This window comes from Trinickia violacea (genome assembly GCF_005280735.1).
Classification (GTDB): Bacteria; Pseudomonadota; Gammaproteobacteria; order Burkholderiales; family Burkholderiaceae; genus Trinickia_A; species Trinickia_A violacea.
The window spans coordinates 1,405,646-1,426,131 of record NZ_CP040077.1; the positions used below are offsets into that span (position 1 = coordinate 1,405,646).

Sequence of the window (20,486 nt, forward strand, 5' to 3'; positions counted from 1 at the left end):
GATGTCACGCGATGGGAAGCAGGACAGGAAAGTCGACACGGCACGGCGCAGGCGGCCGCTGCCTTCGATCGTATGGGCGAGCGCCGTGCTTGCCGTGGCGGCGTCGATCGGCGTGCCGGGATTCGCGTCGCGCGCCAACGTGACCGATATCGGTCTGCAAATCGCGATGCTCGTGATGATGGCGATGCCGATGACACTCGTCATCCTCAGCGAAGGGCTCGACCTCTCGGTGGGTGCGCTGCTTAGCCTGTGCGGCGTGGTTTTCGCCATGACGCTGGGAGCAGGGTTCGGCATGGCGGCCGCACTATTGAGCGCGGCGGCGGTGGGCATGGCGATCGGCTTCGTGAACGGCACGCTCGTCGCAAGGCTCGGACTGCCGCCCTTCGTCGTGACGCTGGGCACGCTCGGCATCTCACAGGGCATCGCGCTCGCCTTGACCGACGGCAACGCCGTCGTGGTCGGCACGCCCGCGGTCGCGCAACTGTACGCGTGGTCGGCGTTCGGCGTGCCGTTTCCGGTCCTCTGCGCGCTGGCGGCCTATGCGGCGATGCATCTGCTGCTCTATCACACGAAGTTCGGCACCTACGTGTTCGCCATCGGCGGAAATCGGGAAGCACTCGTGCTGGCAGGCGTGAAGGCGAGGGCATTTCACGTCGCGATCTACGCATTGAGCGGCCTTTTTGCCGGTCTTGCCGCACTGCTCCTGGTCGGCCGCATGAACGCCGCGGAACCGGCGTCGGCGATCGGCATGGAGTTCGACGCGATTGCCGCGGTCGTGCTCGGGGGCACCTCGTTCGAGCGCGGCGAAGGCGGATTGCCCGGCACGGTGATGGGCGTCGTGACGATCGGGGTGCTGCGCAATGCGCTCAACCTGCTCGGCGTCGAGTCGTCCCTTCAGGTGGTGTCGGTGGGCATGCTGGTTCTGCTCGTCGTCGTTGTCGACAGCGTTCGCAAATCCCGTGTCATTGGAGTGCAAGCATGAGTATCGAGAATCACACCCGGTCCCTGTGGGCTCAAGTGGGCCAGTTCGATGTCCGCCGTCGCGTGCGCGAGGAGCCCGCCGGGCTGATCTCTCGCGCGATCCTGGTGGGGGCGATCGCGCTGGCGCTCGCCGTGGCAACCGACGGATTCGCCACCTCCGCGAATCTGCTGAACGTCATGCGGCAGGCAAGCCTGATGTTCCTGCTGGCCTCCGGCCTCACGCTCGTGATCCTTTCCGGCGGCTTCGATTTGTCGATAGCGGCCAACATGACATTGTCCGCATGCCTTGCCGCCGGTGCGATGAAGTCGGGTGGATCGCCGGTGCTGGCGGTCGCGACCGCGCTTCTATGCGGCACATCGATCGGGCTGTTGAACGGACTCGCCGTGACGTTCCTGAGGCTGCCGCCTTTTCTGGCGACATACGGAATGCTGTGGGTCGTGCAGGGGCTCGCCTTTCACTACATGGGCGGAAACGAAATCTTTGGGTTTCCTGAGGGATTTCGGGCGCTCGGCACAGGATTCTGGTGGCACGTGCCGTTGCCGGTCTACATGATGCTGTTCGTGTTGATCGGCGGCACCGTTGTCACAGCTTGTCTGAACTTCGGCCGCGAGATCTATGCCATCGGCGCCAATGCTGAGGCGGCGCGGCTCTCCGGCATTCCCGTGCGGCGGCGCCGGATCGCTGTCTATACGATCAGCGGCCTGATGGCGGGGATCGCCGCGATCGTATTCCTCGCGCGAGTCAACGCGGCGGACTCGGCGATGGGAGAACCGATTCTGCTGCCTGCGATTGCCGCGATTCTGATCGGCGGCGCGTCGCTATTTGGCGGAACGGGGTCGTTGCTGGGCACGGTCTTCGGGTGCGTGATCCTCGCGCTGGTCATCGACGGGATGAACCTGTTGAACCTCAACGCGAACTGGCAGCCGCTGGTCGTGGGCACTGTCTTGCTGATCGCCGTGCTCGCCGATGCGCTCGGCCGCCGGCATGCGGAGAAGGCCCGCTAATCGCCGCCGCGTTGCAGGGCACAACAAAGAGACGATTTGATAAGCGGCGGGACTGTTCGGCGACCGTGCATGACAGAGTTTTCCGTAGCATTGATGTAACGACGCCGCATGCGGCGTGCCTTGAAAACCGCAGCAACGGATTTAGCCACTGCGGTCAACCGGGCGAACGATCCGTTATCGATTTTGAATGCCGCTGACCGGCATCGCTTCATCGGAACGGAATCGAAATAACAAAATAAATTCGTAGTACGAATTGTATAACGATCGAAATACGACATGCACCAGTTAATGGTTTGCTGACATGGAGGGGATGGTGGAGATGAAAAGAAGGATGATCGCGGCGTCGATTGTTGCGGCAATCAGCAGCACGGCGTTCGCACAGAGCAGCGTCACGCTTTCGGGCAGGATCGACGAAGGTCTAACGTATGTCTCGAAAGACGGAGGGAGCAGCAACACGAAGATGGACAGCGGCGTGCTGTTTCCGAACCTGTGGATACTTTCAGGCACTGAGGATCTCGGCGGCGGAAACAAGGCATTGTTCAAGCTGTCGTCGATCTACAACCTGAACAACGGAGAACTGGGCCAGCCCAACACGCTGTTCGGGCAGCAGGCCTGGGTGGGCTTGCAGACCAAGTACGGCACGATTTCGTTGGGCAATCAGTTCGATTTCAGCGCCGACTACTTCGGGCAGTTCAACGTCAGCTCGTCGGGCAGCGGCTATGCGATTCACCAGGGCGACTTCGACCACACCAACAACGACCGGATCAAGAACTCGATCAAGTACGTCAGCCCGACATGGGGCGGGTTCTCGTTCGGCGCGATGTACGGATTCAGCAACACGGCGGGAAGCTTTCACGACAACAGTGGCTGGAGTGCAGGCGTGCAGTATGCGAACGGTCCGCTGACGGTCGCGGCTGCGTACACCTATGTCGCGACACCGACTTTGGATCCGTATGCACAGATCGGCACGCACACGTTTTTCGGTTTGCAGGTGGCGAGCGTGTCGAACAACGTCGCTACGGATCTCGAGCCCAATTTTCAGATCCGCTCGCTGGGTACGTTGGGCGTCGGCGCGTCTTACGCGATCGGTGACTTCACGCTCTACGGCAACTTCAGCGACACGGTGCTGAAGTACCTGGACGAGACGTCTGTCATGCACGTCTACGAAGGGGGCGCCACCTGGCAGCTGACACCTGCAACCCAATTGGTGGCGGGCTATCAGCACACGACGTTCGAAGGACATGCGTGGAATCAGGTGACCGCCGCCGCGCTTTACGCGTTGTCGAAGCGGACCCAGGTCTATGTGTCGTCCGACTACCTGAAGGCATCGGCCGGCGTCGATCCCGTGATCGGCGCGAGCTTTGCGCCATCGCTGGCGGGGCAGCAGGCCGACGTGCGCATCGGTATCTATCACACCTTTTAGTCGAAGCTAGCGGCGCGCCGGCGGGCGCGCCGAAGGCGAACAGCTGCAACAACCTGTCCCAGCTTCGGCTGGAGCCATCAACGAGTGTAGGAGGAGGCGAAACATGAAACGAGCATTGGGTGCAATCACCTTGGCGGGCGCGCTGGCGGCGTGCGCGTATGCATGGGCAAGCGATTCGGGCAACGCGCCGAAATGGCTCACCAACATCCCGATGACGAGCGCGAAGCCGTTCGGCTTCGACATCAGCGCGACGGCGGACGGCACCTACTATTTGGCGGACGGTTCGAACGCGACGCTCGACGTATTCGATGCGAAGACGATGACGCTGCGCGACAGGATCTCCGCGGATTTCGCCGGCATCGGGCCGAGCCACGACAAGTCGGGGCCGTCGGGCGTGATTCCAGTGCCGGGGTCGTCGCTCGTCTACGTCGGCGACGTCAACGCGGTGAAGGTGATCGACGTGGCGTCGAAAGCGCTCGTCAAGCGCATCGAAGTCAGCACGAGCGGAATTCGCGCTGACGAGGGCTGTCTCGATCCGCAGCATCACATCGTCATGTTCTCGAGCGGCGCCGAGGAGCCGCCGTTCGCCACCTTCATCAACACCGACACACAGTCGGTCATCGCCAAGGTCACGTTGAGCGACTCGACCGGACTGGAAGCGTGCGCGTATGACCCGAAGGGCAACAACTTCGTCCTCAACAACGACGGCACGAAGGCCAATCCCAAGGGCGAGGTCGATGTGATTCCGGTGGCATCGGTACTGGAGGGCAAGCCGGCCGTATCGAACGTCTTCAAGTTGAAGGGCTGCGAAGGACCGAGCGGCATCGCCATGGGGCCCGGCAACGACGCATTGATCGGCTGCGACCCGGACGAGGGCGGCAAGCAGTCCACCGTGATCATCGATCGCACCAACGGCACGACGCTCGCCGAATTGCCGTTCGGCGGCACGGACGAAGCCGTCTACGACCCGGTCTCGAACCGCTACTTCCTCGCCGCCGGTCATCACTCGGCGGACAACGTCTCGCGCGTCGGCAACAAGGCCGCGAAGTTCGATCCCGCTCTCGGCATCGTCAATGCGAGCACGCGCAGCCTGGTCGCGGTCGTGCCGACCGGCGCCGGCGCGCATTCAGTCGCGGTCGACGGCGAATCGCATCACGTGTTCGTCCCGTTTGCCGCGGGCCCGTCGGAGCAATTCACGGGTACCGGTGTGTCGGTCTTCGAGAGCGAATGACGGATTCATCGTCGCGCGATTGAGGCGGCTTCCCCGTGAGACCGCCGGAGGGTCTCACGGGTTTTTCCTACGCGGCGGTTTCGTCATGCCCTGTTGCGGTCCGGGCAGCGCTCACGAGTTGGCGTGCTGGGCCGTGTCGGAAGCCGATCCGCTGGCGTCGCCCTGACTCTGCGGCGGCGGCTGGTAACGCGTGTGGTCGTGTTCGTGATCGACGTGAAAATGATTGCTTGCAACAGCCGAACCTGCCAGGAGCACCCCCAGCATTAGCGCGGCGCCATACATCAACGTTTTCATGAGGGTTCTCCAGGTTCTACGTCACGCAAGCTTGAAATCAAGGCTAGGCAGATTTCGCCTGCCGCTCTAACTCGTGAATACCCGTAAAAGTGGCCGATTTTAAAAGCATTTTGGATGTCGATTCGAATGACGGACGCGACCCTGCCGTCTGCAACAGGAAGGAGAGGGATGTGAAGTTCAAGTTTTCGATTCAGCAGCTGGCGCAGGTGGCGATCGCGTCGTTGGGATTCGCGGGAGTGGTTCATTCCGTGGCTGCCGGCGAGGCCGGCGCGCTCGCGCCCGCGCCGGCCTATTCGCTCAGCTACGCGCAGACCGAAAAGCTGATCGGGCTCGCGGTCGCGGCAGCGAACGCGCGCCATCTCGCGATGAGCTTCGCGGTCGTCGATCCCGGCGGTCATCTGATCGCCGCCGCGCGCATGGACGGGGCGCCGTTCGCGAGTCTCGATTTCGCGCGAGGCAAGGCGTTCGCGTCGGTGGCGCTCGGCGGGCAATCGGGCACGACGCTCGAGCAGCGGTACCGCGACGATCCGTCGGAATACAGCAACGTGTCCGGCGCGGGCTATTACGCCCCGTTCCTGCCGGCGGGCGGCACCTTCCCCGTCTTCTCGAACGGACATTTGCTGGGCGCATTGGGCGCAAGCGGCGCCCCGTCGGCGATTGACGACCAGGTAGTCAAGCAAGCGATCGAAGCGCTCGGCGCAAGCACCGTGCGTTGAGCACGCATTGTCATTGAAACTTTGTCAGGATGACTTATGACACGCAACACTGAGATTGACCGCTCGGCCGGCATGGCGGCGAGCGACCTGGAGACGACGGGCGCCGAGACGCGGGATGCGACGACGATCTGCCGGCGGACGATGCTGCGGCTCGGCTTCGGCGCGCTTGCCGCGGGCGCGGCCGGCTTTGCGGGCGCGGCCCGTGCGCAATCGGCCCATGCGGCCGCAGGCGGCGCGAGTCCCCATGCGTTGCGCGGCGGCAAGGTCGTTCGCCTGGTGCCATCGTGGGACACGGTTCAGGTCGGACGCATGGAGCCGAACGCGGTGCCGGCCGTCACGATCAAGCCGGGCGATACCGTGTGGTACGACGGGACGTGGACCAATTGGGGCAACGAAGCGAAGTACGGGATGGGCTTCAAGGAACGCGAGCCGATCCGCAAGAAGTATCCGAACGGCGCCTTCTCGTTGATCGGCCCGGTCGTGATCGAAGGCGCGGAGCCGGGCGATCTCGTCGAATGCCGGATGCTGAAAATGCGGACCATCGACTGGGGCTGGAACTCGGCGCCGCCGGGCGTCGGCGCGTTGCCGCACGATTTCAAGCCCTATCTTCGCTACCTGAAGATCAATAGCGAGCGCACCCATGCGGCGTTTGTGCCCGGCGTCGACATTCCGCTGAAGCCGTTTCAGGCCTATCTCGGCACGCAACCGCCGGGCGACCGGCCGATCAGCGCGAATTTCGCAGGCAGCTACGGCGGCAATCTGGATTGCGCCGTGCTCGGTGCCGGCACCTCGATTTTTCTGCCAGTGCAGATGACCGGCGCGCGGGTTTGGACGGGCGGCTCGATGGGGGCGTCGGGCGAGGGCAACGTCGATCAGACGTCGATCGAAACGGCGTTCGAGGAGATGCGGATCCAGTTTCTGCTCCACAAGCAGTCGGCCCTCGACGGGCCGATGGCGGAGACGCCCGAGCACTGGATCGGCTTCGGCTTCGCCGACAGTCTGGACAGTGCGCTGGTCGCATGCCTGCGGCAGATGATCGGCTGGCTGTCGGCCGCCACCGGCATCGCGCCGGAAGACTGCTATGGCATCTACAGCGTGGCGGGGAGCTTCCGCGTGTCGCAGTACGCGAATCAGACCGGCACGGTGTACGCGACCAAGCCGCCGAAAGGCATTCATTGCATGCTGCCCAAACGCATTTTCTCGGCGGAGTTGCAACAACGCATTTCCGATTACACGCGGGCGTGATGCAGCGTTCCTTTCCAATGTAGCGAGCAAACGGCGGTGCCGGCGCTTCCGTGTTTCGGACGGGGGCGTGCAGGCACGCGCCGTGAGGAGTGGATGTGATGGAAGTGAAAGACAAGAAGGCCGCGGTCGCGGAGGAAGCTTCCGCTGAAGTTTCCGCGGCAGTTTCCGCCGAAGTTTCCGCAACAGGCCGCGCGGGCCGGTGTTTTGCGCTGGCGGTGTGTTTTCTCATCGTCGTGCTGGACGGATTCAATACGACGTCGATCTCGTTCGTCGTTCCGACGCTGGCGCGTGCGTGGCAACTGGCTCCGGCCTTGTTCACGCCGGTGTTCGTCGCGACGAACGTCGGTGCAGCGATCGGATTCGTCGTCACGGGGCCGCTTGCGCATCGCATCGGACAGAGGCTCGTCGGCCTCGCGAGCGTCGTGCTGTTCGGCGGCTGCACGCTGCTTACCGTGTATGCGGGCGACATCATGAGCCTGTCCGCGATGCGCGTGCTCGCGGCGATCGGACTGGGCGCGGCATTGCCGATCGCCATCACGGCTTCCGCGGGCATCCTCGGTGCGAAGCACAAGGTCGCCGCATCCATTCTGGTGACGACCGGCATGTCCGTGGGGGCCGTCATCGGCGGCCTCGTGGGCGGGCCGCTCATGCACCGGTTCGGCTGGCAATCCGTCTTCGTGCTCGGCGGCACGCTGCCGTTCCTGGTGGTGCCCGCGTTCTACCGCGTCCTGCGAACAGCCGGGCAGGCAAGCGGGCAGCACGCAGCGGAGCGGGGCGCAAATCAATTGAAGGCGCTATTCAAGAACGGTCTTGCGGGCTACACATGCCTGCTTTGGCTGTTCTCGTTTCTGATCTTCATGGACGTCTATGCGCTGCTGTTCTGGCTGCCGACGCTGTTGGTCGCCTTCGGCTTCTCGCTCGATCATGCCCCGGCCGGGATGGCGGCATTCAGCGTCGGCGGGCTGAGCGGCAATCTGCTGATGACGGCGGCTGTCGCGGCGATGACGCTGAAGGGCAACCTGCGCATCAAGTCGGCGCTGACCATCGGCGTGGCCTGCGTGATCGCCAGCATCGCGGCGCTGAGCCAGGCCGCCTTGCCGCCGCCAGGCGTGCTGTTGCTGATCGGCGTCATCGGCGCGGGACTTGTCAACGGCATCATGGGACAAACCGCGCTCGCAGTGGACTTCTACCCGGCGAACCTCCGCGCGACGGGTGTGGGCATGGGCCACGCGATGGGGCGGATCGGGTCGTTCGTCGGTCCGGCGATCGGCGGTGCATTGCTGTCCCTGGGCTGGGCGCCGCGCGACATCATCCTGACCGCGATCCTGCCGGCGCTCGGCGCGATCGTCACGCTCATTGCATTGACGTTGACCGGACGCCGGGCGGGTAGCCGGGCAGCGGGTCACGCGCTGGTCGAGCACTGAACTCCCCACTGCAGCTTTCTTTTCTTAACCCAACTCGAAATCACGTCTTAATCATGAAAATCATTGCTTATGCGAACGCGGGTCGCACCGCGCTTGGCGTCGTCACCGGCGCGACCCACTTCATCGCCGTCCACGATGTCGCTCCTGAGTTGCCTACCGGTCTCATCGATATCCTCGAAATGCGCGATGGCCTCGCGCGACTGCGGCAAGCGGTCGAGGGAAAATCTGGCGACCGGGCGCTCGCCGACGTGACGCTCAAGCCGTTTCTCAATCGGCCGAACGCGATGTGGGCGCTGGCGCTGAATTTCAAAAGCCACATTGCGGAAACCGGCTTGCAAACCAACCCCGACTACCCGCATCTCTTCATGCGCACGGCGGCGTCGTTCGTCGGCGCAGAAGAGCCGATCGTCGCGCCGCCGGATGAAGTGGCGCGCGCATTCGACTACGAGGGTGAACTGGCCGTCGTCATCGGCAAGCCGGGGCGCTATATCCCCGTCGAGCGCGCCATGGAGCACGTGGCGGGCTACACCTGCTTGAACGAAGGTTCGGTGCGCGAGTATCAGATGCACAACCGCCAATTCGGCTTGGGCAAGAATTTCGAGGCATCCGGCTCGTATGGCCCTTGGCTGATGACACCCGACGAGTTCGGCGACCCGCAACGGCACACCGTGCTCACGCGCGTCAACGGCGTCGTGCGGCAGCGTGCGCCGTTGGACGACATGCTGATCGATGTCGCCAATGTGATCAGCTACCTCAGCTGCGGCTACTCGTTGCGCCCCGGCGACCTCATTGCGATGGGCACGCCCGGCGCACTGAAGCCGCAACCAGACGATGTGGAGGGCCTCGATCTGTCGCGGCAATACGGGCCGTTCCCGACGCCGGGTCTGGTGCACATGCGGCCGGGAGACTGTGTGGAGGTCGAGATCGACGGGCTGGGCGTCCTGCGCAATCGGGTGATTGCAGACCCGTCATATGCCGGCGTCGAGTGACGGATGCTGCCTGCAGGCGCCTGGCGCATGAGCCGGGCGCGTGCGGCAGCGAGCTCGACGGCGATGCCGTCTTCGCGCGATCAGCCTTCGCGCGTAGTCAGCGTGACCGAGTGCCGCCGGAATTCGCTCGGCGGCACGCCCATGTGCTGCGCGAAAAAGCGCGTGAAGTGACTGTGTTCCTCGAAGCCCAGTTCGTCTGCGATGTCGGCAAGCGGCTTGTCGCTTGCGCCGAGCAGTTGGATCGCGTGCGACATGCGCACCCAGTCGATGTAATGCTGCGGCGAAATTCCCATGCAGCGCCGGAACTGCTCGAAGAATCGCGATCTTGAAAGCCCGACCTCCGCGGCGACTTGCGCAACGCTCGGGTTCGCGACCGGAGACCGCTGGATGAAGTCGAGCGCCTTGCGGATCCGGAAGTCGACTGGACGACGTGACGGCACGATGCCCGTCGTGAGCGCGGGGTCCGCGAAATCACGCCCGAGCGCCTTGATCAGATCCTCCAGAATCGGCAGGCAGCCCTCGTCGTGTGCAACGAGATGATGGGTGATCGCGGCTGCGAGACGGTCCACATGGTGACGCACGTCCGGCGTCACCACGACCAAGCGGTTCGGGAAGAGATCGGCCGATCCGTTGTCGGCCAACTGCAACCTGTCACGCAGCCAGGAGGGTTCGATCACCAGCGAAAGGATCAGCGACCCCATTTCGCCGTTGCCGTTTTTCGCATGCTCGACCCAGGGGTTCAGGCAGATCGCGCCTTCGGCGGTCAGCGTGCAGTCCTCTGCAGCGACACGGAAATCGCAATCGCTTCCGCCCAGCTTGAACAGGAACTGATATTGCGAATGCGCGTGAGCGACGAGCGGCCGGATGATGAAGTTGACCGTCGCGCGGCCGAAATCGCCACGCAGGATCCAGACAGGCTTCTCTGCGTTCTCTGCATCGGTGACTACGGTCGGCATACTCAAATTCTCTCTTGGCGGATCGGCTAAGCACGTGCCGTCACGCGTGTTTCGATCAAATGCTCGCGGCAAGCATCCCATTGCGCGCGCACTGCTTGACTCCGGAATGCGCGCACGAACGTCACTTAATCAAATGCCTGTTAACACGTCAATCGGTGAAAGCATGTTGGCCCCATTTCCGCTGCGCAGCCGCACTTGGGTGAACGAACGATTCGTGTGCTGCAGCCCGAGTGCGACTAGGCAGGTGAATTTCGGACGATTGGGTAAGTGACCGGCGCGTTCGACCAATCGCCGCGAGAGCGGCGACCCTATATTGAGAACCACGCGCATCGTGGCGCGAACAGAGCGACTCGACGTTTGACGAGAGGCAAGACATGGGATGGTTTGAACGCGAAGGAATTCGCTTCGCTTACGAGGAATTCGGGCTGCGCACCGCACCGGCGATCGTGTTCAGTCACGGCTTTCTGATGGACGGAGCGATGTTCCAGCCGAACGTTGCCGCACTCAGTGACGTGTTTCGATGCATCGTTTGGGACCAGCGCGGCTTCGGTGCGACCGGACCGACTGATCGCACCTTCAGCTACTGGGACTCCGCTCGGGATCTGATCGGTTTGCTCGATCATCTGGAGGTCGATTCGGCTTCGCTCGTCGGCATGTCGCAAGGCGGATTCCTGTCGATGCGAGCGGCGCTGCTCGAGCCCAATCGCTTTCGCGCGCTCGCGCTGATCTCGACCCGCAGCGATCGGGATGACGAGCCGGTGAAAGCGTCGTTCGAACAGCTGAAGATCGAATGGGCGCGCAATGGGGCGGCGAATGTGGCGTCGCCGATGGCTGCCTTCCTGTTCGGCCCGGACTATCGCGCATCGGCGTGGACCGCGAAATGGCTTCGAATGAGTCGCGACCATTTCGAGCGTCCGGTCGACGCGCTGACGACGCGAGACGATATCACGCCTCGACTTGAGAGCATTACGCACGCGTCGATGGTGTTTCATGGTCTGGACGATGCTGCGATCAGCCCGAGCTGCGGCGAGGCGCTCGCCTTGGGGCTGCCGAACTGCAAGGGGCTGGTGCTGGTGGACGGTGCGGGGCACACGCCCAATCTCACGCATCCCGCGAGCGTCAATCCGGCGTTGCGGGAGTTCTTGCTGCGCTACGGGCGTTGATTGAGCTCGGCTTGCCGTTACCGCTTTTCCTCTTCCGGCGCATCAATCGGAATTGAAATGAAGGAGGCTTCGAATACTTTGCAAAAATTGCTCTGCCGGACCCATGTCAGGCGAGGCGAGAACTGCAATCTTTCGATGAAGCGCTTCCATTCCGCGACGTACTGATTTGTCGAGATCAGCAGTAAATTCGGTATGTTTCGCCAACAGCGGCTCGATCGCATTGCGCGGGAGCCGATAGACTTTGCAGTGCGTGCGCGCGACGGCAGTAGCCGCGTGCGGTGCCTCGGTGAACATGGCAATCTCGCCGACGTATTCGCCAGCACCAATGCAGCCGAGCGTTTCGGCCGAGGCTCCTGATTGTTGTGTTAGTTCGAGAATGCCCCAAGCTACGACATAGAGCGCGGCGTCGATCGCCCCTTCCGAAAAAAGCGCTTCCCCGGGTTCCAGTCGAAGCAATTCGAGCAGCGCTGCAAGACTGTCGAGTTGTTGCTCGTCGAGGCACTCGAACAGGATGACGTCGCGAAGCAGACTGCGAGTGGTCAGCGCTTCTTCCGAGAGGTTGAGCTTTGAGGGTTCTTCCCGGCGGCTCTGGTCAAGAAACCCGGCATAGTGCAGTTGGCGGCGTACGCTTTGCAGCAGGAGATCCTTGGTCGATCCGAGAAGACTGGTGTCTCCGACAATAAATGAAATTTTGTAGGCGTTCCGCCTCGCACCGAGCTGAGTCAGAACGGCACTCGGCGCCGGCGTTTGGAGGATGTCCGGGCAGAGCAGCGTCGCGTGAAGCAGGGTCTCGATGACGCGATCCGGAACGGCACTTCCCGGACAGGATAGTTCGACGGATGCGGCCCTGCGCGGACTCGGGATGCTTCTGTTGATGATCTCGGCCTTGGCGATCAGGCTGTTTGGAATGATCGCCATGTCGTCCCCGTCCGTGTGGATCCGGATCGACCGCCAGTTGACCTGCACGACGATGCCCTCGATCTTGTCTGCGATCTGAATTCGATCACCCACGCCGAACGGTGCCTCGATGCCGACTGCGATGCCGGAAAACACGTCGGCTAGTGTGTTTTGCAAAGCGAGACCGAGCACGATCGCCACGACGCCTGAGGTGGCGACCACGCCTGTTACCGGCAGCGCGAAGACCGAGTTCAGCACGATCGCGGCCGTCGCGACATAGATAGCGGCGGCAAAGAGGTCTGAGAAAAGCCTGGCTCCGCGCGAGCGGCGATCCCGATGAAGCGCGAACCAGAGGGCGGCGACAATAATCCGCGAGCCCAGCAGCCACCATGCACCGCCTATGGCACGCAACCACAAGGCGCCACTGTCGGCCGGAGCCTGCAAGGGCGGAAATACCGGGAAGAAAATGCCCTGTTTGTGAAAGTAGAAGCTGATGGCGAGAAAACAACTCAGGTCGAACGTGATCCGGACTTTGTCCGAGAATTGCCGAAGCCCGAGCACGCCCACGATGGTGATCGCGACCAGCATGGCGGCGGATAGCAGTGTCAGATTCACGTCATTGCACCGAGTGTGCCATCGCCGCGCCGGGTGTTGCGCCCCGCGAAGGGCGCGACGACGTCAGATCTCGTGCTGTCGAAGGGACAGGAGGCCGAGCAGTATTTCATCGCGATGCGCAGCAAGGTCCTGCACGGAGCGGTTTTTCGTCTGTTCGTGAACACCTCGGATAATGGTTGCCCGAACCTCGGGGGTCAACTCGGGCGTGCCAAGCACGTGCCACCACGCGGTCAGCGGCCCAGTGAACTGGTCGAAGAAATGTTCGATGCCGCCGTCGCCTCCGCCCAGATGAAAAAGCAGACTAGGCCCCATACCCCCCCAGCGCAAACCCGGACCCCAGCAAACCGCCGTATCCGCATCTGCCACGCTGACGACCCCTTCTGAAATCAGGTACACGATTTCCCGGTAGAGCGCCGCTTGCAGGCGATTAGCCACGTGTCCTGGTACCTCCTTGTGCAGGCGGACGGTACGCTTTCCCAGGCCGCGATAGAAGGCCGTTGCGCGCTCGATCGTCTCTTCAGAGGTCTTCGCGCCTCCGACAATTTCCACGAGCGGTATCAGGTGAGGCGGATTGAACGGATGCCCGAGCACGCAGCGCTCGGGATGTCGTTCGCAAGCCGATTGGATCTCGCTCACGGTTAGACCTGAAGAGCTCGAAGCGATGATTGTGCCGGGCGCCAGAATGGCGTCGAGATGCTTGTAGAGGTTCTTTTTGAAGTCGAGTCGTTCGGGGCCATTCTCTTGTACAAAATCGGACCCAGCCACCGCTTCGTCGAGATTGGCAGTGAACTGCAGTCTCGAGCGCGAGGCGCCCGGCGCGAGTCCCAGGCGTTCCAGAGCGGGCCACGCCGCGTCGATGAATGCTTCGAGCTTTGGCCCGGCATCTGGCGCAATGTCCGTAGCGACGACGTCCAGGCCTCTGGCTAGAAACAGGGCGGCCCAACTTGCGCCAATGACGCCGGTACCGATAATGGCGGCGCGGTTGATGTCTTTGCTCATGGCTGACAATCCTTCGAGTGGAGTGGGGTCAGACGAACGCGCTAAAGCCGGTGACCGCCTTGCCGACGATCAGGGAGTTCATTTCGCGCGTGCCTTCGTAGGAATAGAGCGCTTCCGAGTCGGCAACGAAGCGGGCGACGTTGTAGTCGAGCACGATCCCGTTACCGCCGAATATCTCCCGCGCCCATGCAACGGTTTCACGCATACGGCTCGTGCAAAATACCTTGGCCAGTGAAGCGTGCTGATCCAGCAGCTTGCCTTGGTCCTGCAATTGGGCAAGCCGTGCAACCATGCATTGCGACGCTGTGATGTTGCCGAGCATTTTGGCGAGGTGGTCCTGAATCATCTGGAATGACGCGATCGGTTTGCCGAACTGCTCGCGAGTCTGCGCGTAGCGCAGCGCATGTTCGTAAGCGCCCATGCTGCAGCCGACGGCTTCCCATGCGACGTATTGACGGGTAAGCCGAAGGACCCGCGCCGTATCGCGGAAGGATAAATCGCCCTGGAGGCGGTTCTCTTCGGGCACGCGGCAATGGTCGAGTGTGATGACGCCGTTCTGCACGACTCGCAGTGCGATCTTGTTTTCGATTTTTTCGACGGAAAAACCCGGGGTGGTTTTGTTCTCGACGATGAAACCTTTGACCTGATTGTCATCGACGTCGCGTGCCCAGATAATCGATAGGTCACACCAGGTCGAATTGCCTATCCACCGCTTTTGACCATTTAGGATCCACGTATCGCCTTCCCGCTTAGCGGTGGTCAGCAACCCGCCGCCGGCGCCCGACCCTACCAGCGGTTCGGTCAATCCGAAGCAACCGACTTTTTCCAATCGCGCCATGGGTGGCAGCCATTTCTGCTTCTGTTCCTCAGAGCCGCCGAGAAAGATCGATCCCATTGCCAGTCCACCATGGACCCCGATGAAGGTCGCGATGGACGAGTCGACGCGCGCCAGTTCCATGGCGATAAATCCATCGAGAAGCGTGCTGCCGCCAGGGCAGCCGTAGCCTTCGAAGCCGACGCCGGCGATATTGAGTTCCCGGATCCCGGGAATGAGCTCGAACGGGAACGCGTCCTCGGCCCAATATTTGTTGATCACGGGAGCGACCTCGCTCTCCATGAAGGCACGCACCCGCTTTAGCAGGGCTTTCTCAGCATCACTAAGAATCTCGTGAATCTGATAGAAGTCGCTGTCGGGATCCGGAAGCGGGTGGTTTGGTTTCGTGCTGGCAGTCATGATGATTTTCTCAGGAGTGTGGGTCACGATGCGTTAGACGGGCCGCGCAGATAGTCGTGAACGACTTCTGCGCCCGCGATCGTCAGATCGGTCAGGATATGGATTGCGGATAGAACCTCGAGCACGGGCAGCTTTGCGACGGGCGCGAAACAATGAGGATGCAGTTCCAGAGAGGCGGGCCCGGTCCAGGCTCCTTTCACCGTGATGTCGGTCACGTAATACTTGACCAGTTCGCAGACCCGGGCCGACCCATCGACATGAGGCAGGATTTTCAGCAGGAAGCCGGGTGCCGCGAGCGTCTTCTTGACGGCGGCGAGATCGAGCGGCTCGTACTTGTAGGCCATGGTTGCGGTCGCAACGCGCACGCCGTTGTAGTCGAGGGTTCCCACCAGCGCGTCGTTGCGGATTTCAAGCTTCGGTTGCGCACGTACTTTTGGAAAGCCGAGCAACTCGCGGCCGGAAGCAATGCCGGCTTCATTGTCGAGGTACATGGCGTGGGTGAAGCCGCCGGATTCGCCGTTGAACGTCACCGGAACGACTTGACCGGTCTCGGTATAGGAACCTAGCCCGCTAGAGTCGGGCATGCTGATGAACTCGTATTTGACAATAGGCTCGGCTGGAAGCAGCGGCGCGGGCACGAAGCTGGCAAGCGCTTCGGGATCGGTGCGATAGGTGATGATGATCGTCTCGCGATCGACGAAACGGAAAGGAAACTTGGGATAGGCTGGGCTGCTGATCGGCATCGCGTAAGCGCGGGCGCGGATTTCGTCTTCAGTCATGGGAAGCTCCGAGTGTGTGGTGGGGCGGTAGCCTGTCAGTGGTTTTCCGCCAGGGGCGTTCGTTCAAGTCGCTAAACGCGATCGGGTTCAGAGCGAGCCTTCGAAGCGTGCGACCACGCCCGCGTCGTGAAGACGTGCGATTTCGCTCTCGTTGAAGCCCATCTCTTTCAGGATCTCCGCGCCGTGTTCGCCAAGTTGCGGCGCGGCGCATGGCTTGACCTTCTGCTCTCCCATGATCTGGATCGGATTGCTGACCGTTCGCGTGGCAGGCTTGCCCGGCAAGTCGAGCGGCACGACGATCCCATTGGCCTCCAACTGAGGGTCGTGAATGATCTCCTCGGCAACCTGCACGACGCCGAAAATCACACGCGCGGCAGTGAGCGCCTGTTTCCAGAAGGCAAGCGGCTGGCTGGCGAACAACGGGTCGAGAATCTCGACCAGTGCGCCCGCGTTGTCGGTGCGCCGGTCGTCGGCAAAGCGCGGATCGTCCAGAAGCTCGGGCATGCCAATGGCGCGGGTGAGGGCAGGCCAATCCTTGCGTTGGGCCGCGACCAGCAGGATCCAGCGCCCGTCGGCTGTCCGGTAAGGGTTGAGCAGCGCATTGGGCGGATTTTTTCGATCGTGCTGGGCGAAGAACCGACCGCCATTGAGACCACCTTCGACCCACGCCGCAGCTGCCCAGATGCCATTGGCGATCAGCGAAGTCGACACATGGCTGCCTTTGCCGGTCGTGGCGCGCACATAGAGCGCCGTGACGATCGCAGCATAGAGTGTGGTTGCCGTGGCGTGGTCGCCGATCCCGGGAATGGGTAGCGTCGGCGGGCTGCCCGCATCGTGGGTGACCTCCATGAGACCGGAGCGTGCCCAATAGGCCGTGACATCGAAACCCGGGGTGTCGGCCTCGGGCCCCTCCGAACCATAGCCGGTAATGTCTGCGTAGATCAGCTTGGGGTTGAGCGGCGAGAGGGCCTCGTAGGTCACGCCCAACGAGGCCTTCACGCGTGGCGGGAAATTGACGACTACAACGTCTGCCCATTGAACCAGGCGCACCAGTACTTCTCTGGCTTCGCTGGACTTGAGGTCGATGGCGATGCTGCGTTTGTTGCGGTTTGTCAACTGCCAGGCGTAGTTTGTGTTGGCCACCGGGTTCGGCGGCATGGTCGAGAAGAAGCGATAGACATCGCCCGTACCCGGCGGTTCGATCTTGATGACGTCTGCGCCGAAGTCGGCCAGAATCGTCGTGGCTGCGGGGCCCGCAATGTAGCTCGCGAGATCGAGCACCTTGAGACCTGAAAAAACGTGTTGTCCTTCAATCATGAAAGTGTTCTCGATTCGGGGTTAGGTATTGACTCAACGCAAGTGGAAGCTCGTCCGGATCGCAAGCTGGAACAACGCACATCCGTCACGTCTCAACGACCCTGAAATTTCGGCGGGCGCTTCTCGAGAAAGGCCGTGGTCCCTTCTCTTTTGTCCTCGGTCGCGGCGCATAGCGCGAAAAGCTTCCCTTCCAGGGCGAGACCTTCCGGCAACGCCGCGTTGAGTCCAAGGTTGACGGCATTCATCGCATAGGCGACGGCCAGCGGCGCGTTAGCGGCAATCTGCGCCAGAATCGCTTCGGCGCGAGCGATCAGACCGCTGGCTTCCACGACTTCGTTCACGAGGCCGACCCTATAGGCTTCCTCTGCCGACACCATCTCGCCGGTGAGGATGAGTTGTAGCGCGACACCTTTGCCGACGAGGCGAGGAAGTCGTTGCGTTCCGCCAAAGCCAGGGATGAACCCCAGCTTAATTTCAGGCTGCCCGAACTTCGCGCTCTGACTGGCTAGCCGGATCGTGCAGGCGAGCGCGGTTTCGCATCCGCCGCCAAGTGCCAGTCCGTTCACCGCAGCAATGACTGGCTTGCCGAGGTTTTCGACAAGATTGAGAAACGCTTGACCCGCACGTGTCTGGCGTTCGGCCTCAATTGGCGTTGCCCTGGCCAACTCGCTGATATCGGCACCGGCGATGAATGCCCGATTGCCTGCGCCGGTTATGATCACGCCGCGAATCTGCGGGTCGTCTTGCGCATCTTCGAACGCAGCGTGTAGTTCTGCGATCGCCTTCTGATTCAGCGCGTTCATCACCTCGGGACGGTTCAGCGTCACATAGGCCGTCGCATTTCTCTTTTCATAGAGAAGGGTGTCGAAGGAGGGCGCGGATAAAGTGTGTGGCATCAGATTGATCTTTGCGTGTTTATGGACGTCTGGCTTTCGTTGAACACGTCCTGGCATCGAGTGATTAGCACCCTCTGCTCTGGTCAGCACCAGACCACCAGGTCATAACCGACCGTGCGTCGGTAAACACTTTTGTTGTCCCATGTACATGTCGTGTATTCCATGTAAGCGCTGCTGAGTACAACTATCCAGTGTGAAAGCGTTAGCATCGCGACCTCCAGAGGTCAGAAGTGCTTTCCAAGCGCACCATGCGGTGCGCCCGTCGACAAGTGGAAGTCGAGAAGATCAACAATAGATCGGAGCATTGAACGCTCACCGAACCTGGGTTCGTTTCAGAGTTCCATCTTGTCTTAATGATAGTGAGCTGTGGAAGGCGCCGCTATTACATAAAGCTGGAGTCCGATCCGATGAGCGCGGCCTCGTCCAAATACATAAATATGTAATTTCGGACCGAGCGCGGCCGGGATAGCCTCGCAGCATGGGTCGGCAGCGCGTTTTGCTACGGGCAAAGAGAACCGGCGAAGACAGGGTATCGGTCCGCTTCCTACTGTCAGGATCACGAAGATAGTGTCAGTAGACGCTTCTCGTGCGCAGTGGCGCGCCCGCGCCCCAACAGTTGTCACCGTGTTTTTTCAAACCATGAGGCTTTGCAGCTATGAACGTCACAATAAGCGCCTTGCTCGCGCTGTCGTTCCTAATCTCAGTGCTTGGCCTCTTTATGTTTATCTGGGCCCAGACGCAGGGCCTGATGCGGGCCGGCCCCGATGCGGCGGCCGTCATATTCGAGAAGGGCGAAGTCGGTGTGGTGGAAGAGCCCGCAGTCTCGTCGACGCAACGCGTTGCGCTTCAGAACATCGAAAGCAGCTCGGTTAATACGTACTTCAGCTCGGACTCGAAAGGGATCGTCGGCGGCTCTCCGGAACTCGAGGCACGCGAGGCCCAGGACAGGTCTAGTCGAGCCGCAGCCTTCGCGTTTATTACCTCGTCGATTCTCTGGCTTGTGTTGGGTTCCATCGCGGGATTGATCGCCTCGCAGAAGCTGACCTCTCCCGATTTCCTGACACAAACCGCTTGGCTCACATTCGGCCGTGTCCGGACTGCGCATCTAAACATGGTGATCTACGGGTGGGCTTCGATGGCTGGCCTCGGCATCGCCCTATGGATGCTCCCCAGATTGTTGAAGACCAACCTGGTGGGCGAGCGTTTCGCGGTGGCCGGCGCCGGGCTATGGAACGCGGGTGTCGCCGCGGGCGTCGTCGCGATCCTTTCGGGTTGGACCGACGGCTTGCAGTGGCTCGAGATTCCGTGGCAGATCGGCATCCTGCTCGCTGCGGGGGGAGCGATGTGTGCCGTGCCGCTCTTTCTGACCCTGTTGCAGCGCAAAGTTGACCATCTCTATGTATCCGTTTGGTACATCTCTGCGGCGTTGATCTGGTTTCCGATTCTGTACATCGTCGCAAAGGTCCCTTACGTCCATTTCGGCGTCGAACAGGCAATCGTCAACTGGTGGTTTGCCCACAACGTGTTGGGCTTGTGGCTTACACCGCTGGGTGTCGGGGCAGCGTATTACTTCATCGCCAAAGTGCTGGGGCGCCCGATCTATTCGTACAACCTGTCGCTGGTCGGCTTCTGGGCGCTTGCGATGTTCTACAGTCAGGCCGGTATCCACCACTTGATCGGTGGCCCGGTTCCCAACTGGCTAGTGAGTGTGTCGGTCGTGCAGAGCGTGATGATGGTTGTTCCCGTGCTGGCGGTCGGGGTCAATCAGCACATGACAGTGGCCGGACGGTTCGCCACCCTAAGGTATTCGCCGACCCTGCGCTTTATCGTACTCGGTGCAATGCTTTATACGCTTGTCTCGTTGCAGGGGACACTGGAAGCGCTGCCCTTCTTCAACCGCCTCGTCCACTTCACGCAGTACAAGGTCGCGCACGCACACCTTGGCTTGTACGGCTTCTTCTCGATGATCATGTTTGGCTCGATTTATTTCGTGATGCCGCGCGTGCTCGAGCGCGAGTGGCCCTATCCGAAGCTGATTGCTTGGCATTTCTGGCTCAGCTCGATCGGCTTCGCAATTTATTTCGTTCTCTTGACCATTGGGGGCGTACTGCAGGGCGCAGCCATGCTTGACGCAACGCGTCCATTCATGGACTCGGTCACACTCCTGACGCCTTACCTCTTAGCCAGAACATTTGGCGGCGTGCTGATGGCGGCAGGACACTTCCTCTTCGCCTGGCACTTCTTCTCGATGGTGATGAATCGCGGACCTGAACGATCCGGACGCGCTTTCATCGGCAGCGCTCCTGCGGCAGGAGCCTGATC

General features: G+C 61.6%; 18 protein-coding genes. 10 read left to right on the forward strand and 8 right to left on the reverse strand.

The window, feature by feature from the left end; genetic code table 11:
* The first annotated feature begins 1 nt into the window (after position 1).
* The 4 genes from FAZ95_RS06465 (at position 2) to FAZ95_RS06480 (ending at position 4,640) form a co-directional block, all read left to right on the forward strand.
* Positions 2-982 carry an ABC transporter permease gene (locus FAZ95_RS06465; protein WP_137331690.1) on the forward strand — a complete coding sequence of 327 codons (981 nt, stop codon included), beginning with the start codon at positions 2-4 and terminating at the stop codon, positions 980-982.
* Positions 979-1,986: an ABC transporter permease gene (locus FAZ95_RS06470; RefSeq protein ID WP_137331691.1), complete on the forward strand. Its 1,008-nt coding sequence runs from the start codon at positions 979-981 to the stop codon at positions 1,984-1,986. The genes FAZ95_RS06465 and FAZ95_RS06470 overlap by 4 nt, the downstream gene beginning before the upstream one ends.
* Positions 1,987-2,305: 319 nt before the next feature.
* Positions 2,306-3,409: a porin gene (locus tag FAZ95_RS06475; protein ID WP_137331692.1), complete on the forward strand. Its 1,104-nt coding sequence runs from the start codon at positions 2,306-2,308 to the stop codon at positions 3,407-3,409.
* Positions 3,410-3,512: 103 nt separating this feature from the next.
* Complete coding sequence (locus FAZ95_RS06480; RefSeq protein ID WP_137331693.1) at positions 3,513-4,640, forward strand: YncE family protein; 1,128 nt, start codon at positions 3,513-3,515, stop codon at positions 4,638-4,640.
* 111 nt (positions 4,641-4,751) lie between these two features.
* Here FAZ95_RS06480 and FAZ95_RS06485 read toward each other — a convergent pair whose 3' ends face one another.
* Positions 4,752-4,934, reverse strand: a complete 183-nt coding sequence (locus FAZ95_RS06485) for a hypothetical protein (protein ID WP_137331694.1) — start codon at positions 4,932-4,934, stop codon at positions 4,752-4,754.
* A gap of 170 nt (positions 4,935-5,104) precedes the next feature.
* On the opposite strand from FAZ95_RS06485, the gene FAZ95_RS06490 reads away from it, so the two are divergent.
* The 4 genes from FAZ95_RS06490 to FAZ95_RS06505 all read left to right on the forward strand — a co-directional run bounded on the left by FAZ95_RS06490 (position 5,105) and on the right by FAZ95_RS06505 (position 9,308).
* Complete coding sequence (locus FAZ95_RS06490; protein ID WP_217497428.1) at positions 5,105-5,650, forward strand: GlcG/HbpS family heme-binding protein; 546 nt, start codon at positions 5,105-5,107, stop codon at positions 5,648-5,650.
* 36 nt (positions 5,651-5,686) lie between these two features.
* Complete coding sequence (locus FAZ95_RS06495) at positions 5,687-6,895, forward strand: acetamidase/formamidase family protein (RefSeq protein ID WP_137331695.1); 1,209 nt, start codon at positions 5,687-5,689, stop codon at positions 6,893-6,895.
* 98 nt (positions 6,896-6,993) lie between these two features.
* Entirely contained in the window at positions 6,994-8,319 is a 1,326-nt protein-coding gene (locus FAZ95_RS06500) for an MFS transporter (RefSeq protein WP_137331696.1), read from the forward strand.
* Between the two features lie 53 nt (positions 8,320-8,372).
* Positions 8,373-9,308, forward strand: a complete 936-nt coding sequence (locus tag FAZ95_RS06505; protein WP_137331697.1) for a fumarylacetoacetate hydrolase family protein — start codon at positions 8,373-8,375, stop codon at positions 9,306-9,308.
* Between the two features lie 80 nt (positions 9,309-9,388).
* Here the strand turns inward: FAZ95_RS06505 and FAZ95_RS06510 are convergent, their stop codons facing one another.
* Positions 9,389-10,264, reverse strand: a complete 876-nt coding sequence (locus tag FAZ95_RS06510; protein WP_137331698.1) for a helix-turn-helix domain-containing protein — start codon at positions 10,262-10,264, stop codon at positions 9,389-9,391.
* A 374-nt stretch (positions 10,265-10,638) separates the two neighbouring features.
* Between FAZ95_RS06510 and FAZ95_RS06515 the strand changes: the two genes are divergently transcribed.
* Entirely contained in the window at positions 10,639-11,427 is a 789-nt protein-coding gene (locus tag FAZ95_RS06515) for an alpha/beta fold hydrolase (protein ID WP_137331699.1), read from the forward strand.
* Positions 11,428-11,469: 42 nt separating this feature from the next.
* Here the strand turns inward: FAZ95_RS06515 and FAZ95_RS06520 are convergent, their stop codons facing one another.
* The 6 genes from FAZ95_RS06520 to FAZ95_RS06545 all read right to left on the reverse strand — a co-directional run bounded on the left by FAZ95_RS06520 (position 11,470) and on the right by FAZ95_RS06545 (position 18,164).
* Positions 11,470-12,939, reverse strand: coding sequence for a mechanosensitive ion channel family protein (locus tag FAZ95_RS06520; protein WP_137331700.1), 1,470 nt, complete (start codon positions 12,937-12,939; stop codon positions 11,470-11,472).
* 63 nt (positions 12,940-13,002) lie between these two features.
* Complete coding sequence (locus tag FAZ95_RS06525; protein WP_137331701.1) at positions 13,003-13,938, reverse strand: 3-hydroxyacyl-CoA dehydrogenase NAD-binding domain-containing protein; 936 nt, start codon at positions 13,936-13,938, stop codon at positions 13,003-13,005.
* A 28-nt stretch (positions 13,939-13,966) separates the two neighbouring features.
* Positions 13,967-15,172 (reverse strand): acyl-CoA dehydrogenase family protein, encoded by a 1,206-nt coding sequence (locus tag FAZ95_RS06530; RefSeq protein WP_137331702.1) that lies wholly within the window; start codon positions 15,170-15,172, stop codon positions 13,967-13,969.
* Between the two features lie 23 nt (positions 15,173-15,195).
* Positions 15,196-15,951 (reverse strand): acetoacetate decarboxylase, encoded by a 756-nt coding sequence (locus tag FAZ95_RS06535; RefSeq protein WP_137331703.1) that lies wholly within the window; start codon positions 15,949-15,951, stop codon positions 15,196-15,198.
* Positions 15,952-16,038: 87 nt separating this feature from the next.
* The gene (locus FAZ95_RS06540; RefSeq protein WP_137331704.1) at positions 16,039-17,268 is read right to left on the reverse strand and encodes a CaiB/BaiF CoA transferase family protein; all 1,230 of its coding nucleotides are present in this window, start codon (positions 17,266-17,268) and stop codon (positions 16,039-16,041) included.
* 92 nt (positions 17,269-17,360) lie between these two features.
* Complete coding sequence (locus FAZ95_RS06545) at positions 17,361-18,164, reverse strand: enoyl-CoA hydratase-related protein (protein WP_137331705.1); 804 nt, start codon at positions 18,162-18,164, stop codon at positions 17,361-17,363.
* Positions 18,165-18,819: 655 nt separating this feature from the next.
* On the opposite strand from FAZ95_RS06545, the gene FAZ95_RS06550 reads away from it, so the two are divergent.
* Positions 18,820-20,484 carry a cbb3-type cytochrome c oxidase subunit I gene (locus FAZ95_RS06550; protein ID WP_137331706.1) on the forward strand — a complete coding sequence of 555 codons (1,665 nt, stop codon included), beginning with the start codon at positions 18,820-18,822 and terminating at the stop codon, positions 20,482-20,484.
* The last annotated feature ends 2 nt before the right edge of the window (positions 20,485-20,486 follow it).

What these genes read in the sequence shown, in the direction of transcription:
- FAZ95_RS06475 (WP_137331692.1), top strand. Translation starts at nt 2,306, where the DNA reads ATGAAAAGAAGGATGATCGCGGCGTCGATTGTTGCGGCAATCAGCAGC.
- FAZ95_RS06545 (WP_137331705.1), bottom strand. Translation starts at nt 18,164, where the DNA reads ATGCCACACACTTTATCCGCGCCCTCCTTCGACACCCTTCTCTATGAA.
- FAZ95_RS06495 (WP_137331695.1), top strand. Translation starts at nt 5,687, where the DNA reads ATGACACGCAACACTGAGATTGACCGCTCGGCCGGCATGGCGGCGAGC.
- FAZ95_RS06550 (WP_137331706.1), top strand. Translation starts at nt 18,820, where the DNA reads ATGAACGTCACAATAAGCGCCTTGCTCGCGCTGTCGTTCCTAATCTCA.
- FAZ95_RS06505 (WP_137331697.1), top strand. Translation starts at nt 8,373, where the DNA reads ATGAAAATCATTGCTTATGCGAACGCGGGTCGCACCGCGCTTGGCGTC.
- FAZ95_RS06465 (WP_137331690.1), top strand. Translation starts at nt 2, where the DNA reads ATGTCACGCGATGGGAAGCAGGACAGGAAAGTCGACACGGCACGGCGC.
- FAZ95_RS06530 (WP_137331702.1), bottom strand. Translation starts at nt 15,172, where the DNA reads ATGACTGCCAGCACGAAACCAAACCACCCGCTTCCGGATCCCGACAGC.
- FAZ95_RS06525 (WP_137331701.1), bottom strand. Translation starts at nt 13,938, where the DNA reads ATGAGCAAAGACATCAACCGCGCCGCCATTATCGGTACCGGCGTCATT.
- FAZ95_RS06515 (WP_137331699.1), top strand. Translation starts at nt 10,639, where the DNA reads ATGGGATGGTTTGAACGCGAAGGAATTCGCTTCGCTTACGAGGAATTC.
- FAZ95_RS06500 (WP_137331696.1), top strand. Translation starts at nt 6,994, where the DNA reads ATGGAAGTGAAAGACAAGAAGGCCGCGGTCGCGGAGGAAGCTTCCGCT.
- FAZ95_RS06480 (WP_137331693.1), top strand. Translation starts at nt 3,513, where the DNA reads ATGAAACGAGCATTGGGTGCAATCACCTTGGCGGGCGCGCTGGCGGCG.
- FAZ95_RS06510 (WP_137331698.1), bottom strand. Translation starts at nt 10,264, where the DNA reads ATGCCGACCGTAGTCACCGATGCAGAGAACGCAGAGAAGCCTGTCTGG.
- FAZ95_RS06535 (WP_137331703.1), bottom strand. Translation starts at nt 15,951, where the DNA reads ATGACTGAAGACGAAATCCGCGCCCGCGCTTACGCGATGCCGATCAGC.
- FAZ95_RS06485 (WP_137331694.1), bottom strand. Translation starts at nt 4,934, where the DNA reads ATGAAAACGTTGATGTATGGCGCCGCGCTAATGCTGGGGGTGCTCCTG.
- FAZ95_RS06540 (WP_137331704.1), bottom strand. Translation starts at nt 17,268, where the DNA reads ATGATTGAAGGACAACACGTTTTTTCAGGTCTCAAGGTGCTCGATCTC.
- FAZ95_RS06470 (WP_137331691.1), top strand. Translation starts at nt 979, where the DNA reads ATGAGTATCGAGAATCACACCCGGTCCCTGTGGGCTCAAGTGGGCCAG.